The 22,437-nt window shown below is 65.1% G+C and carries 19 protein-coding genes and 1 pseudogene; 11 read left to right on the top strand and 9 right to left on the bottom strand.

From position 1 onward, the window contains the following. Positions 1-45 precede the first annotated feature (45 nt). The 8 genes from GB927_RS09635 to GB927_RS09600 all read left to right on the top strand — a co-directional run bounded on the left by GB927_RS09635 (position 46) and on the right by GB927_RS09600 (position 8,708). The gene (locus GB927_RS09635; protein ID WP_435265676.1) at positions 46-1,143 is read left to right on the top strand and encodes an ABC transporter ATP-binding protein; all 1,098 of its coding nucleotides are present in this window, start codon (positions 46-48) and stop codon (positions 1,141-1,143) included. Positions 1,144-1,145: 2 nt separating this feature from the next. Continuing rightward, positions 1,146-2,072, top strand: a complete 927-nt coding sequence (locus tag GB927_RS09630) for an ABC transporter permease (protein WP_256116525.1) — start codon at positions 1,146-1,148, stop codon at positions 2,070-2,072. Beyond that, complete coding sequence (locus tag GB927_RS09625; protein ID WP_256116523.1) at positions 2,065-2,877, top strand: ABC transporter permease; 813 nt, start codon at positions 2,065-2,067, stop codon at positions 2,875-2,877. The genes GB927_RS09630 and GB927_RS09625 overlap by 8 nt, the downstream gene beginning before the upstream one ends. A gap of 17 nt (positions 2,878-2,894) precedes the next feature. After that, positions 2,895-3,929, top strand: a complete 1,035-nt coding sequence (locus GB927_RS09620; RefSeq protein ID WP_439615678.1) for an extracellular solute-binding protein — start codon at positions 2,895-2,897, stop codon at positions 3,927-3,929. Positions 3,930-4,007: 78 nt separating this feature from the next. Further along, a complete protein-coding gene (locus GB927_RS09615; protein WP_256116521.1) occupies positions 4,008-5,189 on the top strand; it encodes a serine hydrolase domain-containing protein in 1,182 nt (393 codons plus the stop codon). A 21-nt stretch (positions 5,190-5,210) separates the two neighbouring features. Continuing rightward, a complete protein-coding gene (locus GB927_RS09610) occupies positions 5,211-6,881 on the top strand; it encodes an amidohydrolase (protein WP_256116520.1) in 1,671 nt (556 codons plus the stop codon). Between the two features lie 12 nt (positions 6,882-6,893). After that, positions 6,894-7,766, top strand: coding sequence for an N-carbamoylputrescine amidase (gene aguB, locus GB927_RS09605; protein ID WP_256116519.1), 873 nt, complete (start codon positions 6,894-6,896; stop codon positions 7,764-7,766). Between the two features lie 63 nt (positions 7,767-7,829). Further along, a complete protein-coding gene (locus GB927_RS09600) occupies positions 7,830-8,708 on the top strand; it encodes a DMT family transporter (RefSeq protein WP_256116518.1) in 879 nt (292 codons plus the stop codon). Here GB927_RS09600 and GB927_RS09595 read toward each other — a convergent pair. The 6 genes from GB927_RS09595 to speB form a co-directional block, all read right to left on the bottom strand. Continuing rightward, positions 8,705-9,487 carry a carbon-nitrogen hydrolase family protein gene (locus tag GB927_RS09595; protein WP_256116517.1) on the bottom strand — a complete coding sequence of 261 codons (783 nt, stop codon included), beginning with the start codon at positions 9,485-9,487 and terminating at the stop codon, positions 8,705-8,707. The genes GB927_RS09600 and GB927_RS09595 overlap by 4 nt on opposite strands. Before the next feature lie 8 nt (positions 9,488-9,495). Next, entirely contained in the window at positions 9,496-10,293 is a 798-nt protein-coding gene (locus tag GB927_RS09590; RefSeq protein WP_256116516.1) for an ABC transporter permease, read from the bottom strand. Beyond that, the gene (locus GB927_RS09585) at positions 10,290-11,144 is read right to left on the bottom strand and encodes an ABC transporter permease (protein ID WP_256116514.1); all 855 of its coding nucleotides are present in this window, start codon (positions 11,142-11,144) and stop codon (positions 10,290-10,292) included. The genes GB927_RS09590 and GB927_RS09585 overlap by 4 nt, the downstream gene beginning before the upstream one ends. Beyond that, positions 11,141-12,175 (bottom strand): ABC transporter ATP-binding protein, encoded by a 1,035-nt coding sequence (locus tag GB927_RS09580; RefSeq protein WP_256116513.1) that lies wholly within the window; start codon positions 12,173-12,175, stop codon positions 11,141-11,143. Before GB927_RS09580 ends, GB927_RS09585 begins: the two co-directional genes overlap by 4 nt. 80 nt (positions 12,176-12,255) lie before the next feature. Further along, positions 12,256-13,344, bottom strand: coding sequence for an ABC transporter substrate-binding protein (locus GB927_RS09575; protein WP_305111061.1), 1,089 nt, complete (start codon positions 13,342-13,344; stop codon positions 12,256-12,258). 70 nt (positions 13,345-13,414) lie between these two features. Beyond that, a complete protein-coding gene (gene speB / locus GB927_RS09570; protein ID WP_256116512.1) occupies positions 13,415-14,467 on the bottom strand; it encodes an agmatinase in 1,053 nt (350 codons plus the stop codon). Between the two features lie 179 nt (positions 14,468-14,646). Between speB and GB927_RS09565 the strand changes: the two genes are divergently transcribed. From GB927_RS09565 to GB927_RS09555, 3 genes are all read left to right on the top strand, one after another. Continuing rightward, positions 14,647-15,666 carry a LysR substrate-binding domain-containing protein gene (locus GB927_RS09565; protein WP_256116511.1) on the top strand — a complete coding sequence of 340 codons (1,020 nt, stop codon included), beginning with the start codon at positions 14,647-14,649 and terminating at the stop codon, positions 15,664-15,666. 31 nt (positions 15,667-15,697) lie between these two features. After that, positions 15,698-16,870 (top strand): aminotransferase, encoded by a 1,173-nt coding sequence (locus GB927_RS09560; protein WP_256116510.1) that lies wholly within the window; start codon positions 15,698-15,700, stop codon positions 16,868-16,870. Positions 16,871-17,093: 223 nt separating this feature from the next. After that, a complete protein-coding gene (locus GB927_RS09555; protein ID WP_256116508.1) occupies positions 17,094-17,561 on the top strand; it encodes a MarR family winged helix-turn-helix transcriptional regulator in 468 nt (155 codons plus the stop codon). Positions 17,562-17,636: 75 nt separating this feature from the next. Here the strand turns inward: GB927_RS09555 and GB927_RS09550 are convergent. The 3 genes and pseudogenes from GB927_RS09550 to GB927_RS09540 all read right to left on the bottom strand — a co-directional run bounded on the left by GB927_RS09550 (position 17,637) and on the right by GB927_RS09540 (position 22,406). Then, positions 17,637-19,263: pseudogene (locus GB927_RS09550) on the bottom strand (amidohydrolase). 66 nt (positions 19,264-19,329) lie between these two features. Beyond that, positions 19,330-20,892: a D-aminopeptidase gene (locus tag GB927_RS09545; RefSeq protein ID WP_256116507.1), complete on the bottom strand. Its 1,563-nt coding sequence runs from the start codon at positions 20,890-20,892 to the stop codon at positions 19,330-19,332. A gap of 89 nt (positions 20,893-20,981) precedes the next feature. Then, positions 20,982-22,406, bottom strand: a complete 1,425-nt coding sequence (locus GB927_RS09540; RefSeq protein ID WP_256116506.1) for an MFS transporter — start codon at positions 22,404-22,406, stop codon at positions 20,982-20,984. Positions 22,407-22,437 lie beyond the last annotated feature (31 nt).

Below are 22,437 nucleotides of genomic sequence, written 5' to 3'. Positions count from 1 at the left end.
GATCGGGCAAAGCTCGGGACACGCCTGCCGAAAAACGGGGAACCGATGACTGAGACCCGAACGACCGGTGCCCATGGCGGCGCCATTGGCATGCATGGCATCAAGAAATGGTTCGGCAACTTCCAGGCCGTCAACGACGTCTCGCTGGAAATCCGCTCGAATGAATTCTTCACCCTTCTCGGCCCGTCCGGCTGCGGAAAGACCACCCTCCTTCGCATGATCGCCGGTTTCGAACTGCCCACCGAAGGGCAGGTCCTGCTCGACGGGACGGACATTTCCCGCCTGCTGCCGAACCAGCGGCCGGTCAACACGGTGTTTCAGAACTACGCCCTCTTCCCGCACCTGACGGTGGCCGAAAACATCGGTTTCGGCCTGAAGATGCTGGGCAAGCCGAAGTCGGAAATCGACTCGGTCGTGGGCGACATGCTGAAGCTCGTGCATCTCGACGGGCGCGGCAACAACCCGGTCACCCAGCTTTCCGGCGGCCAGCAGCAGCGCGTGGCGCTTGCCCGCGCCCTTGCACCGCGACCGAAGGTGCTGCTGCTCGACGAACCGCTCTCCGCCCTCGATCTCAAGCTGCGCAAGTCCATGCAGGTGGAACTGAAGCGACTCCAGACCGAAACCGGCATCACCTTCGTCTTCGTCACCCACGACCAGGAAGAAGCGCTCACCATGTCCGACCGCATCGCCGTCATGTCGACGGGCACGGTGCGCCAGATCGGCTCGCCCTGGGACATCTACGACCGCCCGTCCGAACGCTTCGTCGCCGATTTCATCGGTGAGACGAACTTCCTGGAGGCAGACGTCGTTTCGGTTTCCGGCGACAAGGCCCGCGTGCGGCTCTCGTCGGGTGCTGAAATCTCCGCCACCTATCCGGAAGGCGTCACGCCACAGGGCAAGGTCACCATCGTCATCCGCCCCGAACATGCCCGCCTCGGCCCGCCCGGCTCCGGCGTGCTGGAAGGCGCGATCCACACCATCGTCTATCTCGGCACGGACAACCATTTCCACGTCACGATCGATGACGGAAAGACCTTCACCGTGCGCCAGCAGAACGCCAACAGCGCCCCCTGCGGCTTCTCCGTTGGCGAACGCATCAGCGTCGCCATCAATGATGACGTCGCACAGATCCTGAGGGACTAGAGATGACGGACAGTGCTCAGGACGTCGGCGAACAGAGGCAGAAGAAGGACGTCCGGGATCGCTGGCTGCTCAGCGCGCCCGCCCTTGTGCTCATCCTCGCCGCGGGGGTCGGTCCCCTTCTCATCGTGGTGTTCTATTCCTTCCTCGCGCCGGGCAGCTATGGCGACGTGAAGCTGGAATTCTCCTCGGAGGGCTGGTTCAACGTGCTCTTCACGCGCGATATTTTCGACGAGACCGTTTCGCTCGCCGACGCGCATTTCCTGATCTTCTGGCGCAGCGTCAAGCTTGCATTCGCCACCACCGTGCTTTGCCTGATCTTCGGCTTCCCGACGGCCTATTTCATCGCGACACGCGCCCCGCACAACCGCTCGCTCTGGCTGTTCCTGATCACCATTCCGTTCTGGACGAACATGCTCATCCGCACCTTCGCCATCCAGGAGGTGATCCGCAGCGAGGGCATCGTCAATTCCTTTCTGATGTCGATCGGCCTCATCTCGTCGCCGATCCAGATGATGTTCACCGACTTCGCCATCATGCTCGGCATGACGTATGTCTACCTGCCGCTGATGGTGCTGCCGCTCTATGCGAGCCTGGAAAAGCTCGATTTCCGGTTGATCGAGGCTGGCTACGACCTCTACGCCTCCCGCTTCGGCGTCCTGTGGCGCATCGTCATCCCGCTGGTCAAGCCCGGCATCATCGCCGGCTCCATCCTGGTTTTCGTGCCGGCGCTCTCGGCCTATGTCGTGCCCCGCGTTCTCGGCGGCGGCAAGAACCTGATGCTCGGCAACCTGATCGAACTGCAATTCGGCCAGGGGCGGAACTGGCCGCTCGGCGCGGCGCTCTCCGTCACGCTCGTCATTATCGTGCTGTTTGCGATGCTCTATTACGTGCGCAATGCATCCAAGAGCGGAGGCAGCGCCCATGGCTAAGTCCTTCTCGATCAAGCGGCAACCGGGTTTCGCGACGATCGCGATGCTGTGCTTCTTCCTGCTCTACCTGCCGATCGCCACGCTCGTCGTCTATTCCTTCAACTCGGGCACCTCGATCGCCACCTGGGAAGGCTTTTCGCTGCGCTGGTTCGAAAGCGCCTGGAACAACCAGCAGGTGATGGAAGCCTCCTGGCGGTCGCTGCGCATCGCCGCGGTCGCCGCCGTCATCGCCACGGCCTGCGCGACGCTCGCGGCCATCGCCACCACGCGCACCGCACCCTATCGCGGCCTCACCTTCAAATATTCCATTATCAACATGCCGCTGCTGGTGCCGGAAATCGTCACCGCGGTGGCGCTCCTGATCCTCTTCTCGCGCATCAAGGTGTGGACCGGTTATTCCGGCCTCGGCTACCTCATCGTCGCGCATGCGGCCTTCTGCATTCCCTTCGCCTATATGCCGATCCGCGCGCGGCTCGAAAGCATGGACCTCTCGCTGGAACGGGCGGCATCCGACCTCTACGCCTCGTCCTTCCAGACCTTCCGCTATGTCACGCTGCCGTTGCTCTGGCCCGGCATTCTCGCCGGCCTGATGCTGGCCTTCGTGATCTCGCTCGACGACGTCGTCATCACCGAGTTCGTCAAGTCCGGTGGACAGGATACGCTGCCGACCTACATGCTGGGTCAGTTGCGCCGTGTCGTGACGCCGGAGATGAACGCGATCTCGACAGCCTTCCTCGTGCTGTCGCTCGCAATCGTCACCGTCTTCTTCTTCCTCAGCCGGAACCCGAACAAAAACAACGAATAGACAAAGGAGAACAGCCAATGAAAATGAAACTGGGATTGATCGTACTCGCGGCCGGCATGATGGCCTCCACCGCCATCGCGCATGCCGAGGGTGAACTCAACATCTTCAACTGGGGCAACTATACCAGCCCCGAAATGATCAAGAAGTTCGAAGAAGCCTACAAGGTCAAGGTGACGGTCACCGACTACGACTCGAACGATACCGCGCTTGCCAAGATCCGCCAGGGCGGCCACGGCTTCGACATCGTCGTGCCATCGGCAAGCGTCGTGCCGATCTGGATTTCGGAAGGCCTGCTGCTCGAATCGCGCCCCGACCAGATGGAGAACTTCAAGAACGTCGATCCGCAGTGGGTTGACGTGCCGTTCGACACGGGTCGCCACTATACGGTTCCGTGGCTGTGGGGCACCACGGGCGTGACCGTCAACAAGTCGATCTACAAGGGCGACATCAACACATCCGCCATCTTCCTCGATCCGCCGGCCGAACTCGTCGGCAAGGTCAATGTCGTGCCGGAAATGTCCGACGTCATGCACATGGTCGTGACCTATGCGGGCGGCGAGCCCTGCACCGGCGACCTGACGGTTCTCAAGAAAGCGCGCGACATCCTCACGGCCGCCAAGCCGAAGTGGATCTCGATGGACTACGGCAATATCGAGAAATATTCGAAGGTCGACCTTGCCGCCGGCGTGAACTGGAACGGCGCATCGTTCCGCGCCCGTCTGCAGAACCCGGACGTCGTCTACGGCTACCCGAAGGAAGGCTATCCGGTCTGGATGGACAATGCCGCGATCCTCAAGGATGCCAAGAACGTCGACAACGCCAAGCTTTTCTTGAACTTCATCATGGATCCGGAAAATGCCGCGATGATCTCGACCTTTGCGCGCTACGCCAATGGCATCAAGGGCTCGGAGCCCTTCATGCCGGCAGACATGAAGGATGCGCCGGAAATCAACATTCCGGCCGAACTGAAGGCCGCAGGCAAGTTCAACCTCGCCTGCGCACCGGAAGTGCAGGAGCTCTACACCAAGCTCTGGACCGAACTGCAGAAGTAAGCGGCCCCGGCCGAAACAAATGAGGACTGCCCTACGCGGGAAGGCACATCGCCTTCCCGCGCTTCGGCTGGATGTGTCATGATCAAGACGTTCAAGGACCAGCACGGCTTTGCCCGCGCCGATGTCACCCTCGCCAATTGGCGCACTGCCCCCTATAGCCGCTGGACCTTTCAGAATGTCCGCGATTTCGTGCCGACGGCGGTGATCGCCGCGGAAGCCGCCGTGGCGGAAGTGCCGCTTCAAAGCGATGCCTTCCTCGACACGGCGATGGAAACCGGCCTTGCGGGTGCCGCAAGCGCGCGCGCCTTCCTCGACTTCGCCCATACCGACGCCTTCGTCATGATGCGCCGGGGCGAAGTCGTTGCGGAATATTACGCGCCGCATGCCGACCCCAACGCGCCGCATCTCGTCTTCTCCATCTCGAAGTCGCTGACGGCGGTCGTTTCCGGCATTCTCGAGGCCCAGGGTCTCATCGATCCCGACCGGCCGGTGACGGACTACCTTCCCGAGGCCAAGGGCGGCGTCTATGGCGACTGCACCTATCGCGACGTGCTCGACATGCGCGTCAGCCTAGATTTCGAGGAAGCCTATCTCGACCCGCACGGCGCCTTCGCGCGTTATCGCCGCGCCATGCTCTGGAACCCGCCGGAGCCGAATATTCAGCCCGAGACACTCGCCTCCTTCCTCGTCACCTTGCAGAAGGCAGAACGTCCGCATGGCGGGCCATTCTACTACGCCTCACCGAATGCTGACCTGCTCGGCGTCGTCATCGAGCGTGTCACGGGCGCGCGCTTCGCCGACCTCACCTCCGAACTGCTGTGGAAGCCGATGGGCGCCAAGGGCAATGCCGATATCAGCGTGGATGCCATCGGTACGCCGCGCACCGCCGGCGGCGTCTCCATGACGGCGCGCGACCTCGCGCGTCTGGGCGAATTGCTGCGCAACGGCGGCGCGCGCGATGGCAAGCAGATCGTGCCGGAAGCCTGGATCCGCGACATGCAGGAAAACGGCGACAAGGAGGCCTGGCAGCAGGGCCGCAATGTCGACCTGCCGAACGGGCGCTACCGCAGCCAGTGGTATCAGTCCGGCGAGGCCGACCAGGCCTTTTGCGCCATCGGCATCCACGGCCAATGGCTCTATGTCGATCCCAGCACCGAAACGGTCATCGTCAAGCTCTCCTCCCACCCCGAACCGCTGGGCGACGAGGAGAACCAGGACCTGTTCACGTTCCTCCGGGCGCTCAGCCGCCGGGCAATCTAAAAAACATCGAGGAAACACGCCATGCAGACCGAAGCGAGCTTTATCATCCGCAACGCGCGGGTGCTGACGATGGACGAGGCGAACCCGCGGGCAGCCGCGGTCGCCGTTGCCGGCAACCGCATCCTGGCCGTCGGTTCCGAAGCCGAGATCGACGCCTTTTCCGGCCCCGATACCCATGTCATCGACGCCAAGGGCGGCACGGTGCTGCCGGGCTTCAACGAAGCGCACATGCATATTTTCGGCGGTTCCGCCGAGCTCAGCGAACTGTCGCTTTCCGGCGTCAAGGGTTTTGACGCGCTGGAAGCCGCGATCAAGGCCTATGCGGCCCAATATCCGGAGCGCCAGTTGCTGGTCGCCCAGCAGGCCGACTACACGATCCTCTCCGACGAAGAGCGCGTGACGCGCCATCACCTCGACCGGATCCTCTCGGACCGCGCGCTGCTCATCTTCGCACCCGACCACCACACCGCCTGGGCGAACACGCTCGCCCTCAAGATGGGCGGCATCCTGGAAGGCCGCGACGTGGGCGTCGGCAACGAGATCGTCATGGGCGACGACGGCCTTGCCAACGGCGAATTGCGCGAAAGCAACGCCATCCGCCCGGTCTCGGCCCTCGGCGAGACCGGCGGACGCGAAATGCTCGGCGTCGGCACCGGCGGCGATCCGGAGCATGTGACGGCGGAAGAACGCGCCGGCGACATCGCGATCATCAAGCAGGGCCTCGCCTATGTCGCCTCGCTCGGCATCACCTCGTTGCAGAACATGGACGGCAGCCTCTATCAGCTCGAAATGCTGGACGAGATCGAGCGCACGGTCGGCCTTCCGGTGCGCGTGCGCATGCCCTTCCACATGAAGAACTTCATGCCGCTGTCGGACCTTGAAACCAAGGCCGCCGCCTGGCGCGACCGCTTCAACTCCGACCGCCTGCGCTGCGACTTCGTCAAGCTCTTCATGGACGGCGTGACGGAATCGGGCACGGCGGTCTTCGTCGAGGACTATGCCCACCAGCCGGGCCTGAAGGGCGATCCGCTGTTTTCGCAGGCGCATTTCGACGATGTCGCGATCGCCTCCGACAAGCTCGGCCTGCCGGTCGCGGTGCATGCCATCGGCGACGGCGCGGTGCGCATGGTGCTGAACGGCTATGAGGCCGCGATCAACGCGAACGGCAAGCGCGACAGCCGCAACCGCATCGAGCATATCGAGGTCGTGCATCCGGACGACATTCCGCGCTTCAAGGAACTCGGCACCGTCGCCTCCATGCAGCCGACCCACCCGCCGGGCAGCGCCGGCCTGCCGCTCGAACCCTACCTTTCCTACATCGGTGAAGACCGCTGGCCCTATGCCTTCGCGTGGCGCACGCTGGTCGATGCCGGGGCCGAGATCGTCTTTGCCACCGATTGGCCGGTCTCGCCGCTCGATCCGATGAACTGCATCCAGTGCGCCATGACGCGCGAGGTCTGGAAGGACGGCATGAAGGATGAGCGGCTTTCGCTTAACGAAACGCTCGCCGCCTATACGAAGAACGGCGCCTGGGTGGAGTTCATGGAAGACCGCAAGGGCGTGCTGAAGCCCGGCTATCTCGCCGATATCGTCGTGCTTTCCGGCAATGTTGAAGCCGCCGAACATGCAAACCTCGCGGCGATCCGTCCCGTCACGACGATCTGCGACGGCCGCGTCACCTACCAGGCCTGACCGGAGATCATCATGAGAACCGTAACGCTTGCCGCCACCCAGATGGCCTGCACCTGGGACATCGAGCAGAACATCGCCAGCGCTGAACGGCTGGTGCGCGAGGCCGCCCGGCAGGGCGCGAACATCATCCTGATCCAGGAACTGTTCGAGACGCCCTATTTCTGCCAGGACCAATATGCCGGCTTCTACGACCTGGCAAAACCGTTCGAGGGCAACCCGCTGATCGGCCATTTCGCCAAGCTCGCCGCCGAACTCGGCGTCGTGCTGCCGGTCAGCTATTTCGAAAAGGCCGAGCGGGCGTTCTTCAACTCGCTCGCCATCGTCGATGCGGACGGCACGGTGCTCGGCAACTACCGCAAGAGCCATGTTCCGGACGGGCCGGGTTATACGGAGAAATTCTACTTCTCACCGGGCGACACGGGCTTCAAGGTCTGGAAGACCCGGTTCGGCACGATCGGCTGCGGCATCTGCTGGGACCAGTGGTTCCCGGAAGCGGCGCGCAGCATGGCGCTGATGGGCGCGGAAATCCTGCTCTATCCGACCGCGATCGGAACAGAGCCGCAGGACCCGACCATCGACAGCGCCGGGCACTGGCAGCGCGTGATGCAGGGCCATGCGGGCGCCAACATGGTGCCGCTCATCGCCTCCAACCGCATCGGCACCGAGGACGGCCGCAACAACACGTCGATGACCTTCTACGGCTCCTCCTTCATCGCCGACCATACCGGCGCGAAGGTGGTGGAAGCAGACCGTGAGAACGAGACCGTGCTGGTCGCGACCTTCGACCTCGACGCCATCGAGAAGCAGCGCTGGGGCTGGGGCCTTTTCCGCGACCGCCGGCCGGATCTCTACGGCCGCGTCGGCACGCTGGACGGGCAGCTCTGAAAAGCCCTATCCGCGGCCCGGAAACTATGCGATAGGCCGGACGATCAATCATCCGGCCTTTCCATGTACATCGCTGAAATCCTTGCCCTGTCGGCCGCCGTCTGCATTGCGCTGAGCGGCATGCTCGTCGGCGAGTTGCGCGGCCGCCTGGCCCTCCTCGACCTCGCCCGCCTGCAGATGGGCGCCGCCTTCGTGATGACGGCGGCGGCATCGCTCGTCGTCGGCGGCTGGCGCACGATGGAAGCCTGGCAGCTCGGCTTCCTCGCCGCCTCCAGCCTGTTCGGCATCATCATCGCCAGCACCACCTATTTCGCGGCGATCTATGCCGCCGGCCCCCGCACGACCGCGCTGCTGTTCTCGCTCACGGCACCCTTCGCGGTCGGCCTCGGTTATGTCTTCCTCGACGAAACGCTCGATCTCCAGCAGGGCATCGGCATCGCCTGCGTGCTCTGCGGCATCGTGCTGGCGATCGGCGCGGGCAGCAACTCCAAAGCCAAGGGCGGCGAGAAAACGCCGTGGCTCGGCATCGCGCTCGGCGTCGTGACCGCGCTTGGCCAGGCGCTCGGTAGCCTTGCCGCGCGTCCGGCCATGGCGAGCGGCGTGGAGCCCTTCACGGCGATGGCCGTGCGCTCCGGCATCGCGGCGCTGTTCTTCCTGCTTTTGATGCTCGTGCCTCTGCCGGCGCTGAAGCCCGCGGCCCGCATCGAAAGGCGCGCGCTCGGTTTTGCGGTTGGCTCCGCCTTCTTCGGCGTCGGGCTTGGCATGTCGCTGCTGATGGCGGCGCTGGCGCATGGCACGATCGGCATCGTCTCGACGCTCTCGTCGATGACGCCGGTCGTTATCCTGCCGATGGTCTGGGCGCGCACCGGCATCGTTCCCGCACCCCGTGCCTGGGCTGGAGCGGCATTGGCCGTCGTCGGAACAGCCCTGATCAGCCTCTAGGCCGGGCGGCCGAGATCCACCAGATAGGTGTTTTCCGCCCGCGACTTCGCATAATCCTCCGGGCGGATTTCGGCAAAGAGCAGCGTTTCACCCTCGGCCGATGCTTCGGCGAGCAGCTTGCCGTCGGGTGCGGCGATGCGCGACAGGCCGGCATAGGTGAAATGGTCGTCGGCGCCGCAATGATTGATGTAGGCGACGAAGACCTGGTTTTCGAAGGCGCGCACCTGGATCATATGGTTGGCGATGAAGGTGCCGGAGGAGCCCTTCGGCAGCGCCGTCGGCACGACGACGAGATCGGCGCCGGCAAGCGCCAGGCGGCGCACATTTTCCGGAAACTCCACGTCGTAGCAGATCAGCATGCCGAGCCGGATGCCGCCGAGTTCCACCATGACGGAGGCGGGAACGCCGGGCCGGAAGGCATTGCGCTCATAGTCGCCGTAGAGGTGGGACTTGCGGTAGACGGCATTGGTGCCGATGCCATCGGTGAAGAGCGCGCTGTTGAAGGTATCGCGGCCTTCCTGCTCGGCAAAACCTGCGACGATGGCAAGCCCGCTCTCGCGCGCAATCGTGCCGAGCCGTTGCGCCACCTCGCCGGTGGCGGGTGAGGCGAGGCCGGCAAAGGCCGCCTCCCCCGCACCGTAGCCGGTGACGGCGAGTTCCGGCACGATCAGCAGCTTGGCGCCGCCCGCCGCCGCATCGGCGGCAGCAGCCGCGATGCGCTGGAGATTGCCGTCGCCATCGCCGGCGATCGCATGCATCTGAAGGGCGGCAATGCGCATGGTTGCTCCTAGTCCTTTGTCGACATCGCGCCGAGCAGTTTGGGCAGGTCCCCGAAGCGCGCGACGAGGCCGAAGATCGTGGCGGCGATCGCGACGAAGAGGATCGTGACCGAGGCCATCGTCGGCGTATAGCCGTAGCGCAACGCGTTGAAGATCTTGATCGGCAGCGTCTCCATGGTGAAGCCGATCGTCATGTAGGCGACGATGTATTCGTTGAGCGACAGCACGAAGGCGAACGCGTAACCGGAGATGAGGTAGGGCAGGATCAGCGGCAGGACAACGGTGCGGAAGATCGTGCGGTCGTCGGCGCCCATGGTCGCGGCCGCTTCCACCAGCGAACGGTCGATGGAGGAGAAGCCGAGCGACAGCGTCACCAGCGGCAGCGTCACGAAGAAGATCGCATGGCTGATGACGGCGGTTGCCGGCTGGCCGTAGAAGCCCGTCGCCGCCCAGAAGGTCAACAGGCCGAGCGCCGTGATGACCGGCGGCAGCGTGAAGGGTGCGACGCCGAGCAACTGGAAGATGTTCGCCCAGGGCGCATGGCGCCGCCAGAGGAACCAGGCGAGCGGCAGCGCAATGAGGAGCGCCACGGCCGCCGACAGCGCCGCCAGCGTGATCGAGGCGAAGAGCGCGTTGCGCCATTCGACATTGGTGAAGATCTCGGCGTACCAGCCAAGCGAAAAGCCCTTCGGCGGGAAGGCGAGGTCCTGCTTTTCATTGACCGAGACGCCGGCCACCACGATGAGCGGCAGCGACAGGAAGAGGCCTATCAGGCCGAAATAGGCCTTTTGCAGGAACGTATTCATGCGGCTTCTCCCTTGCGGCCGGCATAGACCGTGAGTGCGACGAGGCCGAGCGTGACGAGCACGAGGAACACGGCCATGGCGGCAGCGAACGGCATGTTGGACTGGTAGATCGCCTGGTCGGTGATGAGCACCGAGAGCGTCCAGTGCTGCGGCCGGCCGAGGATCTGCGGCAGCAGGTAGGAGCCGAGCGCGAAGATGAAGACCATGATCAGCGTCGCCACGATGGTGTTGCGCAGCGCCGGCACGACGACGGTGAAGAAGGACTTGATCGGCGAGGCTCCCAGCGTTCGCGCGGCCTCCGTCAGCGTCGGGTCGAGCCGGACGAGGGCTGGGTAGAGCACGAGCACGGTATAGGGCAGCGCCTGGTAGACCATGGCGGTCAATACCGCGCTGAAACTCGGGTTGAGCGCCACCGCCTGCTCCATGACGCCGAGCATCACGAGGAGATTGGTGATGCCGGCGGTGCGCGAGAAGAGCGTCGACCAGGCAAAGCCGATGATGACCTCGGACAGCGACAGGATGGAGAGCAGCGCCACCAGCCAGAGCACCTGCGTCCTGCGCTTGGCGCGCGAGAGAAGATAGGTGAAGGGCACGGCGAGCACGACGCAGCAGATCGCGACCATGACCGCGAGGAACAGCGAGAAGCCGAGCACCTTGCCGAAGAACAGGCTGAGGAAGCGGGCATAATTGTCGAAGACGAAATCCGGCGTGTAGAAGCCGGACGGATCGCGCCGGAAGAAGGAGACGGCGATCATCGTCGCGAACGGCACGACGAAGAAGACGATCAGCATGCCCGCGGGAAAGAACAGCGGGCCATAATCGGTGAGTTTTTGTGGGGGCTCTCGTCTCATGACTTGAGCACCACGCAATCGGCCGGGTTGAGCTGGATGCCGACGGCCTGGCCGACGGTGACGTCAGGCCGCGCATTCGGCATGGAGACGGCGACGACCTGCTTGCCGCCGGCCTCCACGAAGGTCTCGATCGTGCCGCCGAGATCGCGCACGAAGGTGACCGTGCCGGAGATCGCGCCATTGCCGGGCGCCGTCAGGTGCACGTCTTCCGGGCGCACCGAAAGCACGCCGGACTTGAGGCCGGCGGGAATGGCAAGGCCCGTGACCGGCGTGCCGAGCACATTGGCGCCGGTGCTATCGGCGGAAAAATCGATGAGGTTGGTCATGCCGATGAAATCGGCGACGAAAGTATCGGCCGGGCGGCGGTAGATCTCGACCGGGGCGGCGGCCTGGCGGATTTCGCCGCTGTTCATCACCACGACCGTATCGGCCATGGTCATCGCCTCGCGCTGGTCGTGGGTGACGACGATGGTGGTGATGCCGAGGCGCTGCTGGAGCTGGCGAAGCTCGACCTGCATCGCTTCACGCAGCTTGGCGTCAAGGGCGGAGAGCGGTTCGTCGAGCAAGAAGAGTTTCGGCGAGATGGCGAGGGCACGCGCAATCGCGACGCGCTGGCGCTGGCCGCCGGAAAGCTTGGCGACCGGGCGGTCGGCATAGCCGGTGAGATGGATCATCGAGAGAAGCTCGTCGACGCGCTTCTTCTGCTCCTCCTTGCCGATGCCGCGGATGCGCAGCGAATAGGCGATGTTCTCGCCGACCGTCAGGTGCGGGAAGAGCGCCAGCGACTGGAAGACCATGCCGAGATCGCGCTTGTGCGTCGGCACATTGGTGATGTCCTTGCCGTCGAGCTGGATCGCCCCGCTCGTCGGCAGGTCAAGGCCGGCGACCATCCGCATCAGGGTGGTCTTGCCGCAGCCGGAGGGACCGAGCAGGCAGACGAAGGTGCCGTGCGGCACGGTCAGTTCGACATTCTTGACGGCCGTAAACTGGCCGAACTGCTTGACGATATTCTGGAGAGTCAGTCCGGACATGGGTTCCCCGCGCGGCGTTTTCTGCTTTCTTGACCGGCCGGCTTTTCAGCCGGCCGGTTGTCGTCTGGAATGAACAGACTTTAGCCTGCGATCATTTCCGTCCACTTCTGGTTCAGCCAGTCGGCCTTGGTGGTGTAGAGGTCGTAGCGCGGGATGATCGGCTCGATATCGGACGACACGGCGGCGAATTCTTCGGCCGTCAGGTCGATGAGGTCGCGCTTGACCGTCGGCGCGGTGCCGACCTTGCGCGACAGGATCGCCTGGATCTTCGGCTGGCTCATGTAGTTGATGAAGGTATGGGCTTCCTCGACCTTTTCCGAGGCGCGCGACAGCGCCCAGCAGCCGGAATCCATGATGCCGCCTTCCTTCGGGAAGGTGGAGCGGACCGGCTGGCCATCAGCAGCGGCAAGGCCCGTCACGTCATGGTAATACTGGCCCATCGGGATTTCGCCCGACTTCAGCGACTGCTCGAACTGTGCCTCGTCACGATACCAGAGCCGAACATTCGGCTTCACTTCGGCAAGCTTTTCGAAAGCCTTGAGGAGGCCTTCCTCGGTGTCGAGCGCATTCGTGCCGCCGAAATGGGTCTTCGCCGTCACTTCGAGCAGGAAGGAGTTGGAGACGAGCGCCAGCAGGCCGAGCTTGTCGGCATTGGCCGGATCCCACAGCGCGTTCCAGGAGGTCGGGGCTTCCTTGAAGACATCCGTGTTGGTGACGAGCGTGATGTACCAGGCGACGGCACCGATGCCGGCGACGCGGCCATCCGGATATTTGTTGACGAAATGGTCGATGAGGTTGGTGGCGTTGGGGATCTTCGCGGTGTCGAGCGGCGCCCAGAGCTCGGTGGTCTGGCCCTTCAGCATGGCGACCTGCGACATCATCGAGACGTCGGCGGGCGCCTGGCCGGCCTTGGCGGCCTGTTCCAGCTGCACGAGCCAGGCTTCACCCGTCGGCTCGGCGACGGATTCGACGGCGATGCCGGTTTCCTTGGTGAAATCGGCAAAGATGTTCTTGTCGAACGAATCCTTGAAGTAACCGCCGTAGACGCCGACCTTCAGCGACTTGTCCTGCGCACGCAGCACCGCCGGCATGGCGAGCAGCGAGGCACCGGCGACGCCGGCGCCGAGCACGGCGCGGCGGCTGACATTGGTCTTGAGGATGTCACGCATAGTCGTCTTTCTCCTGTTAGGCCGGCGGGTTGCTTCCCGCCGGGCGCGTTCCCATTGTTGCTATTCTATGTCAGGCGGTCCGCGCCACGGAAGGGCTGAATACCATCAGGCTCAGAATTTCGAAGAGCACCTGCGCGCCCGCCTGGGCGGTGTTCGTGGTCGCGTCATATTGCGGGGCGACCTCCACCACGTCGCCGCCGACGAAGTTGACGCCCTTGAGGCCGCGGATCAGTTCCAGCACCTCGCGCGTCGTCAGCCCGCCGATTTCCGGCGTGCCGGTGCCCGGCGCAAAGCTCGGGTCAAGGCTGTCGACGTCGAAGGAAAGATAGGTCGGGCCGTCGCCGACGATGGCCTTCGCCTTCTCGATGATGGCCGGAATGCCAAGGCCGTTCACTTCTTCGGCATGGATGACCGTCATGCCGGACTCGTAGGAGAACTCCCAGAGATATTCCGACGAACCGCGAATGCCGATCTGGATGGTGCGGGTGGGGTCGAGCACGCCGTCGAGCACCGCATTGCGGAACGGGCCGCCGTGGTGGAACTTCGTGCCGTCGAAGGAGCCGCCGGTGTCGCAATGGGCGTCGATATGGATCATGCCGACCGGCTGCTTCTTGCCGACCGCCTTCATGATCGGGTGCGTGATCGAATGGTCGCCGCCGACGGCAAGCGGGATCACGCCGGCATCGACGATCTGGTTGAAGCGCTTCTCGATGTCGTCATGGCTGAGTTCCAGCCGGTAGCGGCTCTGGAACGGCACGTCGCCGATATCGGCCACCCGCAGGTCCTGCACCGGCGCGCAGTCGAGCACATGGTTGTAGGGGCCGATGCGCTCGATGGTGCGCATGGCGCGCGGCCCGAAGCGCGAGCCCGGACGGTTGGTGACGCCGAGGTCCATCGGCACGCCGGTGATGGCGACCTGGAGGTTGCCGAAATCCGGCTCGTTGGCGTCGACCGGCATGTAGGGGGCGGAGAGGAAGGTCGGCACGCCGGCAAAGGGCGCAAGGCGCGTGCCGTTCTTGGTGAAGATCTTGTCGGCAACCTTGCGGAAGGCGGGGTCGAACAGTTCGCCGCCGTGGCTTGCGCCATATTTCGCCTTGAGTTCGTCGAGCTTTTTGCCGTCCATCGTCGCTACCTCACCATCAGAAATGCGGGCAGACCGGGGGCCGGTGCAAGAAGCGTCCAAACTCTGTTCCCCCGGGGCTTTGCCCTCGTTTTTCACATTATCGTAATAAAACGGCTGGAAAATCAATTGATATTGTTATAGCGTTTGATGTGAGAAAAACTCACGGATCAGGTTTCCCAATGGCCTCGCGCCTGCCACCGCTCAACCCGCTTCGCGCCTTCGAGGCGACCGCCCGCCGGGGCGCCGTTTCCGCCGCCGCGCGCGAGTTGAACGTGACGCATGGCGCCGTCAGTCACCAGATCCGCGCGCTGGAGGAATCGCTCGGCACCGTGCTGTTCGAGCGCGGCGGCAAGCGGCTGAAGCTGACGCCGCAGGGCGCGCTGCTGCTGCCGGCCGTCACCAATGCGTTTGGCGAGATCGCGGCGGCGACCGCGCTGATGAAACAGCCGGAGACCAGCGGCGACATCACCATCACCTGCGTGCCGGCGCTCCTGTCGCTCTGGCTGATCCCGCGCCTCAACGCCTTCACCGACCAGTTTCCGGGCGTGCGCGTCACGCTCATCGCCTCCAACGATCCGGACCACCTGCGCTCGCTCGACACGGATGTCTGCCTGCTCTACGGCGACGGCAACTGGCCGGACTGCTGGACGCGGCTGTGGTCGAAGCTGCAGCTCTTCCCCATTGCCAGCCCGACGCTGCTGAACAACCGTCCGCTGCGCTCGCTGCGCGATCTCTCGGACCACACGCTGTTTCACGGCGACGACGGGCGCGAATGGAACACCTGGCTTTCCGCTGCCGATGCCGTGGACGTGGTGCGCGGCCGCCAGCATTTCATGAGCGACGCGCGCCTTTCCACGGAAGCCGCCCTGCACGGGCAGGGCATCGCGCTCGGCGACACCATCACCGCCAGCAACCTGATCGCCCGCGGCGAGCTGGTCGTGCCGTTCGACCTCACGGTGCCGGCCTACGACGCCTTCTACGTCGCCTGCCGGCAGGCGGTGCGCCAGACGCCGATCGTCAAGGTGTTTATCGACTGGTTCTTCGCCTCGCTCGAGGAAAGCATGCCCGAACCGCAGACCTCCGCCCGCATGATCCTGCGCGGGCGCAGCGGCCGCGCGGCGGAAAACCTTCGCCCGATTGCGACCCCGACCCCGGCCAAGCGCCGGGCCACTCCCACCCAGCGCAAGACCCGCGCCTGATCTTCACGACCCCGATTTTACGGACATCACCATGCCCCGCTTCAACCCGCTCGTCGAATCCCTCGCCCCGCCGCCGATCCCCGCCGTCTTCGCCTGGGGCGATGCCTATGACGGCCGCAGCGGCCCGATGATCGACCTGTCGCAGGCCGTGCCCGGCTATCCGCCGCATCCCGACATGCTGCGGCTGCTCGGCGAAAACGCCGCCTCGCGCGCCTATACCGGCTACGGGCCGATCGAGGGCGAGGACAGCCTGCGCAAGGCCTATGCCGGCCATGTCTCCGAGAGCTACGGCGTCGCCCTTTCGGCGGGCAATATCCATGTGACGGCCGGGTGCAACCAGGCCTTCATCTGCGCCGCCATGGCGGTCGCCGGCGCCGGCGATGCCGTGCTGATGACTGATCCCTACTATTTCAACCAGGAAACCACGCTCGCCATGCTGGGCATCAAAACCCGGTTCGCCGCCTGTGATCCGGCAAACGGTTTCCTGCCGGATGTCGATGCCCTCGCCGCAGCCATCACCCCGGATGTGCGCGCCGTCGCCCTCGTCTCGCCGAACAACCCGACAGGCGCGGTCTATCCGCCGGCGCTGCTTGCGGCCATCTACGATCTCTGCGCCGCGCGCGGCGTCTGGCTCATCCTCGACGAGACCTATCGCGACTTCCTGCCGGCGGGTGCCGGCCGGCCGCATGACCTGTTCAGCCGCGCAGGCTGGGAGAACACGCTGATCAGCCTTTACAGCTTCTCCAAATCCTTCTGCATTCCCGGCCATCGCCTGGGCGCGATCACCGCGGGTGCCGATGTCGTCACGCAGGTGGCGAAGATCATGGACAACCTGCAGATCTGCCCGCCCCGCTCCGCCCAGGCCGCCGTCGCCACCGCGCTGCCGCTTTTGGCAGACTGGCGCGAGGAAAACCGTCGCGAGATCGCACGGCGCGTCGAGGGCCTTCTTTCGACAATGGCCGGCGTTCCCTCCTGGCGCGTCGGCGCGGTCGGCGCCTATTTCGCCTTCATCGGCCACCCGTTCGGCGCCGCACCCTCCGCCCGCGTGGCGGAAAAGCTTGCCAAGGAAGCCGGCATCCTCTGCCTGCCCGGCAGCTATTTCGGCGCCCAGCAGGAGGGCTACCTGCGTTTCGCCTTCGCCAACGCAGACGTCGAGACGATCGCGCTGCTGAAGGACCGCCTCAACCGATTCGCGCTCGACTGAGGCCGTCAGACCTATCCCTGGGTTGAATGAAAATGCCCCGACGCAGGCTCGGGGCATCGACCAATGGGTGAAATTCAGCAAAATGATTTCTCGCCTCCTGATTGCGCGTAGAAAATTCCTGCAATCATCAATGCCGCATCTTGCGCGTGGAAAACTTGCTCCTATGCTCTATGGCAGGCCGTAAGCCGGAAACGCCGCCGGGTGGGAGAAAGATGGCCAAGCCATGGAAAAGATAAGCCAAACTTACGAGTCCAGCATTGCAGACGTGCTTGAAGCCTCCGCCGTCGCGCAAAGCGTCGTCCATCAGTTAAGGCGCGCGCACGGGCAGTTCGTCCACCGCTTCCTCCACCATTTCTCCCGGGTCGATTTACGCCCCGCCGAATTCTGCGTGCTGGCACTGATCGCCGAGCGGCCGGGACGCAAACAATCGGAGATTGCGACGGCGCTCGGCATCCAGCGAGCGAACTTCGTGGCGCTGATGAACGACCTCGAAAGCCGCTGCCTCACGGAGCGGCGCAGCGCCCCGAACGACCGGCGCTCCTACGCGCTCTACCTCACCCCCGCCGGCCAGCACCTGCTGGCAGACGCCCGGCGCGCCGAGGCAGACTTCGAGGCCGACTGCCTCGAACGGCTCGGCAGCCCGCGCGCCCGCGAGCAGTTCCTGACGTTGCTCTCCCGGTTGATCGGGTGATGTGCCACGGCTAGGTCAATCAGCCGCGCAAATAGGTTTGGGTGGGCGTCGCCTTCGATCAAGATTTGCAGACCTCTAGCGCACATCATGCACGACACGGCCTGCAAGCAGGGTCAGCAGGCAGCGTGTGCCCGACAGGATGTTCTCGGGCTCGGCAGTCAGGAGATCGTTGTCGAAGACGGCGATGTCGGCCCACTGGCCGGGCACCAGCCGCCCCTTCACCGCCTCGGCCTTCTGTGACCATGCGCCGTATTCCGTATAGGCCTGAAGGGCCTCTTCGGGGCTCAGCCGTTCGGATGCCTCCATCACCGTGCCCTTGCCGGTCTGGCGCGTGATCATGGCGTGGAGGTTCGGAAAGGGATTGGGCGAGCAGACCGGCGAATCCGAGCCGGTCGAGGGTTTCATTCCCATGCGCATCCAAGTGCCGATCGGGTAGGACAGCTTGCCGCGCGCTTCCCCGAGCACGGAAATGTAGCTGTCGCCGAAATCGTGGATGAAGGCCATCTGCGGCGCGGGCAGGATGCCGGCGGCTTGCATGCGGGCATTCTGCGCCGGCGTGGAAAAGCCGCAATGCTCGATGCGGTGGCGGCGGTCGGGATCGGGATTGGCGGCGAGCGCCTTTTCATAGGCCGTGATGAGCTGCTCGATCGCGCCGTCGCCGATGGCGTGGCAGACCATCTGGTAGCCGCGGTCATGGCAATCCCTGACCACCGCCTCGACCGTTTCATCCGGCAGCATCTGCACGCCGATATTGTCCGGTTCTCCTTCGTAGGGTTTCGTCATCCAGGCGGTGCGTCCGCCCGCCGAACCATCGAGGAAGATCTTGACCCCACCAACGCGCAGCATGTCGTCGCCGACCCCGGAAAGCAGCCCGGCCCGCCAGGCGTCCTCGACGATTGAGACGCCGGGATCGCCGAGCAGCGTCAGCCAGACGCGCACCGGCAGGCGGCCGGAAAGTTTCGCCATCTCGTAGGCCTGGATTTCGGCAAAAACCGGCGACATGGCCGACCGCCGCGTCCATGCAGCTGGTGATGCCGAAGGAGAGGAGATGGTGCCCTGCCCGCTCGATGCCGTCGATGAGCTCCTCGGTCGTCGCCGGCGGCATGGCGGCCTTGATGAGGTTCTGGGCGTTTTCCGCAAGAAAACCGTTCAGCCGGCCATCGGTGACGCCGATCACGCCACCGTCGGGCACGGGTGTTGCCTCGTGGACGCCGGCAAGCGCCAGCGCACGGGAATTGGCGATCGAGATGTGGCCGCAGGCCCGCGTCAAATAGACCGGGTGATCGGGGGCGGCGCGGTCGAGATCCTCGCGCGTCGGATGCCGGCCGGTATCGAGCTTGACCTGGTCGTAGCCCCGGGCACAGACCCAGCCGCCTTTCGGCGTTGCCGCGGCACGCTCGGCAATCGCCGCCATCAGCGTGGCGAGCGTCGGCGCCGCCGCGGGCGTGGCGTCGACGAAGCCCATGGCGATGCCGGTCGCGATCAGGTGCAGGTGGTTGTCGATGAGGCCGGGGCTGGCAAAACGGCCTTCGAGATCGATGACCTCCGTGCCGGGTCCCCGGAGCGCCAGAATGTCGGCATCGCTGCCGGTGGTCAGCACCTTGCCCTGCCGCACGGCAACAGCCGTGCTGATGCCCTCCTCCCGGCCACGCCAGATGCGGCCATTGTGCAGGATGAGATCGGCTTCAATTCGGACTGCCATGCAATGCTCCCTCCAAAGCGCCGAACGGGCGGCCTTACGCTATGTTTGACAAGGCGTTCGGTGGCATCACGCCTGTTTGACATAATCAATGCCCCGCGCCAGCCAGCAGCCGAGCGTCAGGCCGGTGATGTTTCCCGCGGTATCGCGGGCGACGCGCAGCGTCCAGTCTCCCGGCGCCGGGGCGTCCATCGAGCGGCGGGTCACGACGATCCAGAGATCCGGGCCGGCCGGGTAGACGATCTCGGGGCGGCCTGTGCCAAGAAAGCCTTCTGCCCAGAGATAGGTGCCGCCGTCGCGGCATTCGATGACGATATCCGCCTCCAGTTCGGAGGAACGGTAGCGCCCAGCGATGCTGGCGTCCGCCACCGGCGGAGCGGTGGGGACAGGCAAGAGCCGCTCGGCGTGATTTTCGTGCGGACGCTCCATCAGCAGGTCCTCGCCCGCGCGGGCGAGCTTGACCGTCGCGGAGGCGAGGCTGCCGTCCGGCGCTTCCGACAGCGCCTCGACCGACGTGCCGAACCGCAGGGAGACTGTCTCGCGGCCCGGCTCCAGCCGTGCCAGCAGGCCGGTTTCCTCGCTGATCCATTGCCCCGTCCAGCTCCCGCGCAGCGGCTGCGACGCGGGATGGGGCAGGCCGAGTGCCGCGCGCAGCAACCGGTGGGCCGCGCCATGGGCATCGCCGTGGTGGTTGAACATCACCACGACCGAGAGGCGGGCCTCGGTCGAGCACATCCGGTGGGCCCGGAAGCCGCGCAGCGCGCCGCCGTGGCTGGTGAAGGCGAAATCGCCAAGGCGTGAATGCTGCAGGGCGAAACCATAGGCGGCCGGCCTGCCATCGCGGAAGGTCTGCGGCGCGGCGATGCGCTGGTAGAGGCTGGCGGGATCGTCGTGCGTGGCATCGATCCAGCGTTCATAGGCGAGCATGTCGTCGAGCGAGGCGGAAATGCCGGCATCGCCCCGCCAGTAGATGCCGTTTTCCGCGGGCAGGTAGCCAGAAGCGTCGTTGCCTTCGTAGCCGACGACGCCATCCGCGGGCTGGCGGGTGTCGGCGGTCAACACGGCGCCGGCCATGCCGGCCGGCTGCCAGATGTGGCGGGCATAGAGGGCTTCGAGCGTCTCGGACGAAACCTCCTCCAGCATGTCCGAAAGAATGCGGAAATTGCCGTTGCTGTAGGAATAGTGCGTGCCGGGTGCAAAATGCCCGGTTCGCATGCGGGCAAGGACCGGGCCCGCATCGGCGCGGGAAAAGGTCTGTTCCGCCTTGCCGCCGTGGAGCACGGTGAGCGCCCAGTAATCGCGCAGTCCCGACTGATTGTTGCAAAGGTCGCGTACCGTGGGAAGCGGGCCTTCGAAGTTCGGCAGGTGTGCGGGAAGCCGCGCATCCAGGGCCTCGGGCTCGCCGCACACGGCGAGCATGGCCGCGCAGGTGAACTGCTTGGAGATCGAGCAGATCGGCAGCCGCGTGTCGGGCGTCATTGCATGCCGCTCGTCAAGGTTCGAAAACCCCCAGGCGCGGCGCGCCACGACCCGCCCTTCGCTGACCACCCCGACGACACCGCCCGGTCCCTGGAACCGGGCCGGAAGCGCATCGATCTCCGCTTCGAGCCGTTTGTCGTCGATTTTGGTCATGCCGGGCTTTCCGTTGCGAATCTCACGGGCCGATATTGGTCCGGTCGGGAGCCGCTTAGCAACATGTCAAAAATCCGGGTCGCGCGCCTTCATCCGCGGCGGTGGCCGGAGACTTCCGCCCCGGCATCACGCGGCAGCGCCAGGAAGCGCAGCGCGGAAACGAAGCCGATCACGGCGATGCAGAGGAAGGCGGCGCGGATATCCATGAGCATTCCGCCACCGGCGGTCTCGGGGAAAAAGGCGGAGGCGAGGCGGATGACCACGGCGGCGACGGCGACGCCGAGAAGCTGCGAAAGCTGCTGCAACATGGCCGAGATTGTCGTTGCCGCACTGCGCTGTGCCGGTGTCACATCGGCAAAAGCGATGGTCGTCAGCGCGGTGAACTGCATCGAGCGCGACAGGCCGCAGGCGATCAGCAGGCCGAAGAGCAGGAGGCGCGGCGTCCCGCCGTCGACGAAAGCGAAGGCGCCGATGGTCAGCGCCGCGACCAGGCCGTTGACGACGAGCAGCGAGCGGAAGCCGAAGAGGCGGAGTGCGGGGGTCGTAACGCTCTTCATCAGGAGGTTGCCGAGGAAATAGACCAGCACGAGCGAGCCCGTCTCCACCGCGTCGTAGCCAAGGCCGACCTGGAACAGCAAGGGCAGCAAGAATGGTGTTGCATTGACCGCCAGCCGCCCGGCCGTGCCGGCCGAAAGCGTCGCGAAGGCGAAAGTCGGCACCTTCAGCACGGCCATGTCGAGCAGGGCATGCGGCGCTCGCTTGAGATGGCGGATGGCAAGCGTGCCTGCGACAACGCCGGCGGCGAGGATCGCCAGCGCACCCGCGCCGCCCGTCGAGGCGCTGGAGAGCTCCAGCCCCGCCAGCGTCAGCGCCAGCGCGCCGCTGGTCAGGAGAAAGCCCGGCAGATCGAAGGGGCGCGGCCCCTCGCCCGGCGCATGCGGCACGAAGAAGGCGACGAGCACGACGCCGAGAAGGCCAAGCGGCAGGTTGATGAAGAAATTCCACTCCCAGCCCGCATGGGTGGTGATCCAGGCGCCGATCAGCGGGCCAATGACGGGGGCAATCAAAGCCGGCCAGGTGATGGTGGCGATCGCCCGCACCAGTTCCGCCTTCGGCGCGCCGCGCAGCACGAGCTGGCGCCCGACCGGCGTCATCAGCGCGGCGGATGCCCCCTGGAAAAGCCGCGCCGCGGTGAATTCCGCAAGCGAGCCGGAAAAGCCGCAGGCGACGGAGGACAGCGTGAAGAGCACGATGGCGGAAAGGAACACCGCGCGGGCGCCAAACCGATCGGCGAGCCAGCCGGCGGGCGGAATGAACACCGCCATCGCCAGCAGATAGGCCGTGAAGCCGATGTTCAGCGTCACCACATCCGTGGAAAAGGCATGCGCCATCGCCGGCAGCGACGTCGCGATGATCGTGCTGTCGAGCATCTGCATGAAGAAGGCCACGGCGACAACGGCCGGGACGATGCGGGTGCGGTGGAGCGGTATCGGCGAAGCGGGAATGGAGGACATCACAATCAACAAAAAGGGGCGCCGGCGCGAA

This window comes from Shinella lacus (assembly GCF_010994755.1).
Taxonomy (GTDB): domain Bacteria; phylum Pseudomonadota; class Alphaproteobacteria; order Rhizobiales; family Rhizobiaceae; genus Shinella; species Shinella lacus.
This window is presented reverse-complemented; position numbering and strand designations above follow the sequence as displayed.

Coding starts and splice junctions, on each gene's coding strand:
- GB927_RS09580 (WP_256116513.1), bottom strand. CDS start 12,175: ATGTCCGGACTGACTCTCCAGAATATCGTCAAGCAGTTCGGCCAGTTT.
- GB927_RS09615 (WP_256116521.1), top strand. CDS start 4,008: ATGATCAAGACGTTCAAGGACCAGCACGGCTTTGCCCGCGCCGATGTC.
- GB927_RS09590 (WP_256116516.1), bottom strand. CDS start 10,293: ATGAATACGTTCCTGCAAAAGGCCTATTTCGGCCTGATAGGCCTCTTC.
- aguB (WP_256116519.1), top strand. CDS start 6,894: ATGAGAACCGTAACGCTTGCCGCCACCCAGATGGCCTGCACCTGGGAC.
- GB927_RS09635 (WP_435265676.1), top strand. CDS start 46: ATGACTGAGACCCGAACGACCGGTGCCCATGGCGGCGCCATTGGCATG.
- GB927_RS09545 (WP_256116507.1), bottom strand. CDS start 20,892: ATGACCAAAATCGACGACAAACGGCTCGAAGCGGAGATCGATGCGCTT.
- GB927_RS09555 (WP_256116508.1), top strand. CDS start 17,094: ATGGAAAAGATAAGCCAAACTTACGAGTCCAGCATTGCAGACGTGCTT.
- GB927_RS09560 (WP_256116510.1), top strand. CDS start 15,698: ATGCCCCGCTTCAACCCGCTCGTCGAATCCCTCGCCCCGCCGCCGATC.
- GB927_RS09630 (WP_256116525.1), top strand. CDS start 1,146: ATGACGGACAGTGCTCAGGACGTCGGCGAACAGAGGCAGAAGAAGGAC.
- GB927_RS09625 (WP_256116523.1), top strand. CDS start 2,065: ATGGCTAAGTCCTTCTCGATCAAGCGGCAACCGGGTTTCGCGACGATC.
- GB927_RS09595 (WP_256116517.1), bottom strand. CDS start 9,487: ATGCGCATTGCCGCCCTTCAGATGCATGCGATCGCCGGCGATGGCGAC.
- GB927_RS09610 (WP_256116520.1), top strand. CDS start 5,211: ATGCAGACCGAAGCGAGCTTTATCATCCGCAACGCGCGGGTGCTGACG.
- GB927_RS09585 (WP_256116514.1), bottom strand. CDS start 11,144: ATGAGACGAGAGCCCCCACAAAAACTCACCGATTATGGCCCGCTGTTC.
- GB927_RS09565 (WP_256116511.1), top strand. CDS start 14,647: ATGGCCTCGCGCCTGCCACCGCTCAACCCGCTTCGCGCCTTCGAGGCG.
- GB927_RS09600 (WP_256116518.1), top strand. CDS start 7,830: ATGTACATCGCTGAAATCCTTGCCCTGTCGGCCGCCGTCTGCATTGCG.
- speB (WP_256116512.1), bottom strand. CDS start 14,467: ATGGACGGCAAAAAGCTCGACGAACTCAAGGCGAAATATGGCGCAAGC.
- GB927_RS09620 (WP_439615678.1), top strand. CDS start 2,895: ATGAAAATGAAACTGGGATTGATCGTACTCGCGGCCGGCATGATGGCC.
- GB927_RS09540 (WP_256116506.1), bottom strand. CDS start 22,406: ATGTCCTCCATTCCCGCTTCGCCGATACCGCTCCACCGCACCCGCATC.
- GB927_RS09575 (WP_305111061.1), bottom strand. CDS start 13,344: ATGCGTGACATCCTCAAGACCAATGTCAGCCGCCGCGCCGTGCTCGGC.